General features: G+C 59.4%; 6 protein-coding genes. 3 read left to right on the top strand and 3 right to left on the bottom strand.

What is annotated here, in order from left to right; translation table 11 throughout:
• Positions 1–336 precede the first annotated feature (336 nt).
• The 3 genes from AC3FKH_RS34300 (at position 337) to AC3FKH_RS34290 (ending at position 3718) form a co-directional block, all read left to right on the top strand.
• The gene (locus tag AC3FKH_RS34300) at positions 337–1329 is read left to right on the top strand and encodes a Bug family tripartite tricarboxylate transporter substrate binding protein (protein WP_488680127.1); all 993 of its coding nucleotides are present in this window, start codon (positions 337–339) and stop codon (positions 1327–1329) included.
• 77 nt (positions 1330–1406) lie between these two features.
• Positions 1407–2174: an alpha/beta fold hydrolase gene (locus AC3FKH_RS34295; protein WP_488680125.1), complete on the top strand. Its 768-nt coding sequence runs from the start codon at positions 1407–1409 to the stop codon at positions 2172–2174.
• 434 nt (positions 2175–2608) lie between these two features.
• Complete coding sequence (locus AC3FKH_RS34290) at positions 2609–3718, top strand: porin (protein ID WP_488680124.1); 1110 nt, start codon at positions 2609–2611, stop codon at positions 3716–3718.
• A gap of 1289 nt (positions 3719–5007) precedes the next feature.
• Here AC3FKH_RS34290 and AC3FKH_RS34285 read toward each other — a convergent pair.
• From AC3FKH_RS34285 to AC3FKH_RS34275, 3 genes are all read right to left on the bottom strand, one after another.
• Positions 5008–5781: a carboxymuconolactone decarboxylase family protein gene (locus AC3FKH_RS34285; protein ID WP_488680122.1), complete on the bottom strand. Its 774-nt coding sequence runs from the start codon at positions 5779–5781 to the stop codon at positions 5008–5010.
• 266 nt (positions 5782–6047) lie between these two features.
• Positions 6048–7109, bottom strand: a complete 1062-nt coding sequence (locus AC3FKH_RS34280) for an amidohydrolase family protein (protein WP_488680121.1) — start codon at positions 7107–7109, stop codon at positions 6048–6050.
• The coding region (locus tag AC3FKH_RS34275; protein WP_488680119.1) for a carboxymuconolactone decarboxylase family protein at positions 7106–7449 on the bottom strand (344 nt) is incomplete at its 5' end. The genes AC3FKH_RS34280 and AC3FKH_RS34275, both read right to left, overlap by 4 nt.

Raw genomic sequence — 7449 nt, 5'->3', positions numbered from 1 at the left:
AGATGACCGAAGCCCTGGCTCGAGGTCTCGGGGAGCAGGATTCCCGCGCATTCCTGAAGCTGCAACTTGAGAGGGCCGGCGTACAAATCGCCGTCGATCCCAATCGCCTTCAGAACGCCATCAAGGCGGCACGTGGCTGAGGCCACGGCAAAGGTAGTGCGCGGAGATATCGTCATGACGATCTTGGACTGACGCCTTTGTGGGTTGCGGGCTGAGCCTGCGACTCTTGGGAAAACTATTCGGCATCGTGCATTGTTTGCAAATGCGCGAGCAGGCGCGCCGACCTAGCTCTGATCGGTCAACAACTTCACTACAACAATACATGGAGACAGCACTATGAAAAAAATCTTGGAAAAGGCGCGGCTTAAGCACTGTCTCGCCGCAGCGGCTCTCGTTTTCTGCGGTGCACATTCGGCCATTGCAACGAGCCAGTTTCCAACGAGAACCGTGCGAATTGTGGTGCCTTCCGCTGCCGGCGGACTGGCCGATGTGACAGCCCGGCTCGTAGCCAAGAAGATGGCGGAGAATCTTGGGCAGCCCGTAATAGTGGACAATCGACCAGGCGCCGACACCCTGTTGGGCACCCGACTGGTGAAAGATGCTCCAGCCGATGGCTACACCTTGTTGCTCCAGAGCGATGGGATCACAGTGTGGCCGGCACTGATGGAGCAACCCGGTTACGATCTCGAGAAGGACTTCGCCGGCGTTGGGCCGATCCTTAAGTTTCCTTTCGTGTTCGTCGTCGGCTCCCAACAGCCGGACAAAACGCTTTCGTCGTTCATCGCTCGGGCGAAACAAAATCCCAAGACGATGACTTATGCATCCGGAGGGGTTGGAACGCCGGGTCATATCGGCGCCGCCATCTTCCTGAAGCAGACTGGCCTAGATCTGATGCATGTGCCCTATAAAGGCAATTCGGCCGCGATGACCGATATCATGGGCGGACGCGTTGACATGCTCTTCGATACCTCCGCCACGAGCGCTGGCAGCATCAAGACTGGAAAGTTGCGGGCTCTCGGAGTTTCGTCGACTAAGCGGCTTCAGTCCCTGCCGGACGTCCCAACGTTTGCCGAGCAGGGCGTGCACAACGCCGACTACTACTCATGGCTCGGCTTGCTCGCCCCGGCCGCAACCCCGAAGGATGTTTTGCAGCGTCTATCCGTGGCACTGCGCAGCGCTGTGTCCAGCGAGGAACTGGTCGAGAAGTTCCGCGCAGACGGAAGCGAGCCCATGACGATGTCCCCCGATGAATTCAACAAATACCTCAAAGGGCAGCTGGGGCAGATGGCTAAGCTTGCGGAAGACTTGAAGCTGCCAAAGCGTCAGTAAGTCATCATCCTGTGCCGCGCGATAGGAACAGGTAGCGCGACTCCAACAGACTCAGGAGAGTCGTTAAAGGATAACCCATGGACTTCGCAAATTCGCAAGTCGCTGACCCGGCCCGTACGCGTACAAGTTCGCAAGAAAAGACATATGTGCTCGTTCATGGTGGCTTCCATGGTGGCTGGTGTTGGAAATATGTGGCGGCCGGTCTTCGGGCGCTTGGCCATACCGTCTATACGCCTACCCTGACCGGGTTGGGCGAGCGTTCTCACCTGATGTCATTTAAACCGACGTTGGACACTTTCATTGAGGACATAGCGCAGGTGATCAAGTTCGAGGAGCTTAATGAAGTGATCCTGGTGGGCCACAGCTTTGCCGGTTCCATTGTGTCGGGTGTAGCCGATCGGATGCCCGAGCGTTTGCGGCACCTCGTGCACCTCGACTCGCAGGTTCTACAGTCGGGCGAGTCGCCGGCGGACGAGTTGCCGCCTGAACTTATCGAGAGGTACAAGCAGCGGGCGATGGAAGGAGGGAACGGCTTGAGCATTCCGCCCAACGGCCCGGAGTACTTCGGCATCGCCGACCCGCGGATGGCTGCTTGGCTGCAGACGAAGCTGACCCCTCACCCGTTGCAAACCTATTTCGACAATCTCAAGTTGGAGAACCCGTTGTGCAACGGGCTTCCAGCGACCTACATAGCGTGCTCGAAACCGTTATTTGCCGTCAACGCGAAATCGCGAGAGTTGGCCGAGAGCACGTCGGGATGGACTTATCTGGAGATCCCAACCGGGCACGACGCGATGATCCTGATGCCGTCCGAACTGACGGAGATGTTGGCAGCCATCGGTTGACGAAATGCGCTTCCGCTCGGGCGCGGACGTTTGGGACCAGACCAGCGGCTGAGAGTGGGTCTCGGTTTCGAGTAAATCGTGACGGTTTGCATTTAGGGAAACTGGTTATCCGAGCCCGCCGGCTCAACATTTGAGATCGCAGGCCTTCACGTCAAGGATCTGTTCCGCAGCAGCGGAACTGACAACGCCGCATCCATTTGCAAATCCAAGGACCTCACGTTCGATGAGGCGGGATCGCTCGCCCCAATGATGAGCTATTGGATGCATGGCGCATGCAGGACAGCTCGGCGTCAGCCGCTGGCGCAGCGAGTTGAGGTTGCTTATCGCGGTACGTTTCTACTTCCGCGAAGATTTGGCTGACAGGGATTGGAGATGCTGGAGGTTTCCCGATCAGCCATTGAATAATCAAATAAGTATAGGGGAGATAACCTGGTATGAAGAAATCGCTTTTCGCATTGGCAGCGCTAGGGGCATTCGTAGGCTCGGCACAGGCGCAGTCGAGTGTCACGCTGTATGGTGTGGCTGATGCCAACGTTGGATTTACAACCAATCTCGCAAAACCCGGCGGAGGCTCCGGTACCAGCTATTCGCAGAATAGCGGCGGCCTCTCCGGTTCGCGCTGGGGTCTGCGGGGCGAGGAGAGACTTGGCAATGACCTGAGCACGTTGTTCGCACTGGAAGGCGGTTTCGGCCTGGACAATGGCCAGGCGACACAAGGTAGTCGTCTGTTTGGTCGTCAGGCATTTGTCGGCTTGCAGAGCAAAGCTGCCGGCGCGCTCACCTTCGGTCGCCAGTACACTACGATGTTTGATGCGCTGGGAAACTTCTCGCCGGCCGCCTATTCGGGTCTGTATGAACCGACTTTTGCGCTCCTCGGCCTGAACCTCCGCTCGGACAACACGGTCAAGTACAAGGGCACCTTCGGCCCCTTGACCTTGGGAGCTCACTGGTCCTTTGGAAATGGCGTGGCCGGCGGGGGTGAGGTACCGGGTCAATTTCGTCGCGATACGGGCTACGGTGTCGGAGCAACCTATATCGCCGGCCCGTTCGGGGCAACGGTCGCCTACGATCAGGCCAACCCGAGCGTTAGCAACGGCACCACCTTTCTCGGCACCGGTAGTGTAAAGAAGGCTACCGTCGCGGGGAGCTATGCCGTGGGCGCGGCCAAGCTCATGGCAGGATACCGCTATGGTCAGTCCAAGAATCAATCCGGGCAGACCGTCGTTCGGGACAATATGTACTGGGTCGGCGCAAATTATCAGGTCACTGCGGCCTTGGGCCTGACGCTGGACTACTTCTATCAGGACTTCAGGCCCGTAGCCGTCGGCGGCATCACAACCAACCCGGCCAATCCGTGGCAGGTCATGTTCATCGCCGACTACACTCTGTCCAAGCGTACCGACTTGTACCTGACTACCGCGTACTCGAAGTACGCCGGTCTCACTCTCGACACTGCGTCCATCAACTTCGCCAATGGGTACCCGTTGGGCGCGACCAAGAACAATATGTTTGGTGCCGCCGTCGGTATCCGCCATAAGTTCTGAGAGGACTGGAAGACCGGCAAGGAGTCGGTGGTGAAAGTCCACTACGATGGGGGGTAGCGAACCACATCGGCTTTGAGTCGTGCGCAGGGCACCGCGAGGTGGTCGACAAAGCATCGGTGTGGGAACGTGCGGGCCAGCCATTGGTGCGCCAGGCAAGCTGGCGTGGTCCAGCCGGTGCAATTCCTGTCCAGGTAAGGGGTAGCGCGCGCCTGGTAGCGAGTGTTGCGTCGTGTTCGGTGACGACCACGGCGAAGCGTACACAGCGATCGTGCGGGTAGTGGGAGTGAGACTCGAAATGGCGATTTTGCGGAGGCCAAAACCGTCAATGGTATCGAAGGCAACCGTGCGGGACCGATATGCGAGGTCCTGTCGCTCCGCCGGGGTCTAGGGCCACGTCACGCACGAAGGGAACACGTCTGAACCTGGGAGACCTCGCTCCGCCCACAGCCGTCGTCGACGGTCCAGGGCCGTGACGGGAAGCCGAGGAGGCGAAGCTGTCAGGGAAGGTGCGAGGAGGCGGACGGGTGGTAGTACCTGTGAAGCGCCCGAACCAGGCTGGGATGACCAGCGGCGGAGGGCGCGGAGGGAAGGACCCCGCTTGGAAGGAGAGGGGCAGTGGGCCGTAACAGACCCCGGACCTAGCGCCGGCCCCCGTCTGACGAGCGCGGCCATCGCTCACGGACGGGCTTACAGGCATCGCCCGTGAGTCGGTCACGCTGCACTTCCGAGTTCGGCATGGTCAAAGACCCTGGCACGCACGGACGCCCTACGCACGCGAACCGGGATGTCTCGCGTCTGACCAGTCGCAGCGTGGCTTGGTCCGCACCAGGAAGGGAGTCGTAGCCGATGATGAACGGACGGATGTTGTGGTCGGACCTCTGGCGGCGTGCGCTGACCTTGATTTAAAGGATGGACCGAGGGCGGCGAGCGTGTCATTTGCACTTCTCGCAGCCCATATCGCGCCTGGTTCGTCTGAAATCCCATCGTGCGCGCCAGCAGGCAAGTGCGTCAATTGCAGCAGCAATGAAACCAGATTGCGCTTATGGAGCGCAGTGCAGCTAATCGCGAACAGAGCGTTAGGTCGCAGGCGTCGTCGCGGCTGAAAGAGGAGGTGTTGGTCTGTGTGTGCTGGTGGTGTTCCTCAATCACGCGATCCGGGGACGGCAGAAGATGCACTACCGCGCCACTGCAGATGCAGGACATGATCTCGGAACACGAGACAGGTTCAAGCCCAAAATGCGCGTTGATGGCAGCATAATGGGAATGCGGGGGGACGAGAGATTACCTCCCTAGCTGCAGACGTCAGCAGGCGCGGCTAGTCCGCTAAACAATGCCTCAGCGCCCAAGATATACCCCTCCAGTCCCATTAGCGCGGCGAGCTGAAAGACCTCCAGGATCTCGTCTCGGGTGGCGCCATGCTGCAGGGCATGGCGGATGTGCATTGCGAGACCGAGCTCGTACATGTGCGTTACCGAACAGTCGATCGCGATATAGATCAACTCTCGTTCCTTTGCGCTGAGCACGCCCTGCTTCCAGGGGGCCATCGATAGTTCGGACAGCGCCTCGCAGTAGGTGGGCATTAGTCGCGCAAGCATGTCTCGCAGCTCATTCCAGTAGCCACGCGTTTTGATGAATTCGTTCTTAATCGCCTCGGATTCCGGAGACGCTTCCGGCAAAGTGGCAGATTCGTGCCCGGCAGCCTTCAACTCATCCATCAAGATCGGTACCGCGGTATACAAGGCGTGGTTGCTGACTCCAACAATGGAGACAAGCACATCCAGTACCTCTTCGATGGACGCACCTGCCGCCTGAGCGCGTTCAATATGGCGTCGGATACCTGCGATATTGATTGACGTCACCGATGCATGCAGGGCGACGAGGATCAGCTCCTTGAGTCGCGGTGAGAGATGTTCGCCCGCGAGAATTGTTTGCCAGTACCGGGTAGCTGCAGCGAACGACGTCGGTGCGACCTTGCGCAGGTGAGCCGGTACGGCAGGCTCGCGGAAGACGTCCTCCATCTGCGCGAGGTCATGTTGTCTTGTTACGGGGGGGGTGGTTTTCACGATCCGTTGATCCTCTTTGTTTCCTGCATTTGCACGCCTTAAAATGCGAAAGCCCTAAGACCGGAGTGGATTCATGAAGGCTCTTACGTTCTAAGATCCTAACCTAACTACGCAGAGCTGCGGAGGGCCTAGATCTTGAGAGAAGAGCCGCCAGCCTGGAAATGGGCGATGCAGTGCAGTTTGTTTGTCAGTTGTTGGGGCTCTCTGTTTCGCCTTCGAGAACGGGAAAGTCGCAACAGGGTATTCGCGGTCGGAGCGTCGCCTTCTCAAGGAGCTTCCATCTTCGGGAGGCGATAGAAGCGCGAAGCGCTTCGCCAAAACAGGTCTGCCTTCTCCTCCGCGGAAGCGCCGGCCACGATGCGCTTCATGGCGTTCCAGCCGACGCTATAGCTATAGCTGCCCTTGTCCACAGGAAAATTGCTCTCGAACATGCAGCGCGCAGCGCCGAAGGCATCGATGCAGCCCTCGATCCAGGGCCGCCAGGCCTCTGCTAACGCAATTGAGGATGGCGCGCGTTCCTGGGACTCAAATCCAAAGCCAGACAACCGCATGCCTAATCCGCCAAGCTTGACCATCACGTTAGGGCAGGTGGCAAGCTCACGCAAAGCTGTGAACCATTGAGTGTGCACCTCTTTGCGCCGACCGGTGTAACGCCCAATCCCAAGGATACCGCCACAGTGGTCAAGCACGATCGGTGTCTCAGGGAAGGCACGCGCAAGCGCTGTGAGACGCGGAATCTGGTGGAAGAAAAGCCATGCATCGAAGCTGAGGTCATGTTCGGCCAAGCAAGCGAACCCTGTGCGAAATTCCTTTGTGTCCAGCATGTCCTCGCTGGTCGGATAGGCGGCGTTCAACAAATTCGGATCGGGATCCCACGCGGCGGTCTGACGCACTCCGCGGAATCGACCACCAGCGGATACCGGGCCGCCGGCGGCCGCGATGTGGGCCTCCAGCACGGGCCGAAGTGCGTCCGCGAGACGCAGATCGGCGAAACCCACGATCCCAGCGCACAAGCGGACGCTGCCATAGGCGCCGCTGTCACACATCGCTGCAACACCATTGGCGAATTCCGTTTCGCCGATGGGCTTCATTGCCTCTGGTCCGCTTGCGCGAAGCATCGCGCGTGCCTGCACAAACACCGTGGCCCGTATATCGTGGCCACCGCGCAGATCGGCCAGCATCTCATCCATCAAGTACCTCGCGCCCGGGCGGTCGTATAGATGGTGATGCGCATCGACTATCGGCTGACCAGGATCAAGCGCCGCCTCGCATTGTGTCGCCAGCCAATCCTGGCGAACGAGGTTGTGCAACTGCGACGCGCTGCTCATGGTGTCTCCGTAGCGAGCGAGAAGTCCGGATCGTTGAGTTCCGGCGCGATGCTGCCAGGCAGCCCGAGCTCGAAGGTATTGAGCGTCAGCGATACCAGGCAGTAGTAGCCCAGTACACCGACCAGCTCAACCACGCCGTCCTGGCCAAGCCGTGCAACGCCGCGCGCATAGAGGCGGTCAGGCACCCGACCGGTCGAGAGCAAGGTGGATGAGAGGTCATAGACTGCACGCTGCCGCTCGTCATTGAACTCCGGCGTGCGGCGGGCCGCGATGGCTGCTATCACCGCGGGATCCAGGCCCGCCTTGAGGCCCATGGCCTTGTGCGCTGTCCATTCGTGGT

Source organism: Cupriavidus sp. 21MJTG02-4 (assembly GCF_057798975.1).
The sequence above is the reverse complement of the archived record's forward strand: the minus strand, read 5'-3'. Positions and strand labels throughout refer to the sequence as shown.

Bases quoted from the DNA above. Each gene is read 5' to 3' on its own strand.
- AC3FKH_RS34300 (WP_488680127.1), top strand. From the start codon at position 337: ATGAAAAAAATCTTGGAAAAGGCGCGGCTTAAGCACTGTCTCGCCGCA.
- AC3FKH_RS34290 (WP_488680124.1), top strand. From the start codon at position 2,609: ATGAAGAAATCGCTTTTCGCATTGGCAGCGCTAGGGGCATTCGTAGGC.
- AC3FKH_RS34280 (WP_488680121.1), bottom strand. From the start codon at position 7,109: ATGAGCAGCGCGTCGCAGTTGCACAACCTCGTTCGCCAGGATTGGCTG.
- AC3FKH_RS34295 (WP_488680125.1), top strand. From the start codon at position 1,407: ATGGACTTCGCAAATTCGCAAGTCGCTGACCCGGCCCGTACGCGTACA.